Here is an 836-nt window from a genome sequence, read left to right as displayed (position 1 = left end):
GAAGATTTCAGTGTGACGGTGACTGGCATTGGTGCGGTGCAAGGCAGTGATACGGGGACAGCAACGATCGTGGACGATGGCACGGGTCCAGGCCCTGATCCGGATGATGACCGCCCGAATGTGACTATTTCAGACGCTGGCACCATCAATGAGGGTGAGACAGCGAACTTCAAAGTCACTTTATCGAACGCGTCTGAAGCGGAAACGCAAGTGGAGCTGGGTCTTAATCTCGGCGATACCGAAGCCGGTGACTTAGGTACCTTGGAATACAACACCGGAAGCGGTTGGGTTGCAGTGCCAAACGATGGTGTGGTGACCGTGCCAGCGGGGCAAACTGAGTTTGATGTGCGTATCGCTTCCATTGATGACGCCGTTTATGAAGGTCCTGAAGATTTCAGTGTGACAGTGACTGGCATTGGTGCAGTGCAAGGCAGCGATACGGGGACAGCAACGATCGTGGACGATGGCACGGGTCCAGGCCCTGATCCGGATGATGACCGTCCAAGCGTGACTATCTCAGACGCTGGCACCATCAATGAGGGTGAGACAGCGAACTTCAAAGTGACGTTGTCGAACGCCTCTGAGTCCACTGTTCAAGTCGAGCTAGGCCTGAACTTAGGTGACACAGAAGTTGGAGACTTAGGCACCTTAGAATACAACACAGGCTCCGGTTGGGTGACAGTGCCAAACGATGGCGTGGTGACGGTGCCAGCGGGGCAAACCGAGTTTGATGTGCGCATTGCTTCTGTTGATGACGCTGTTTATGAAGGCCCTGAAGATTTCAGTGTGACGGTGACTGGCATTGGGGCGGTGCAAGGCAGTGATACGGGGACAGC

1 protein-coding gene is annotated in these 836 nt (G+C 54.8%); it reads left to right on the top strand.

Annotated features, from left to right (window positions below):
• Positions 1-836 (top strand): Calx-beta domain-containing protein (locus R8N47_RS24415; RefSeq protein ID WP_318186006.1); only part of this gene is annotated, 836 nt, incomplete at both ends.

This window comes from Vibrio sp. 2132-1 (assembly GCF_033344315.1).
The sequence above is the reverse complement of the archived record's forward strand: the minus strand, read 5'-3'. Positions and strand labels throughout refer to the sequence as shown.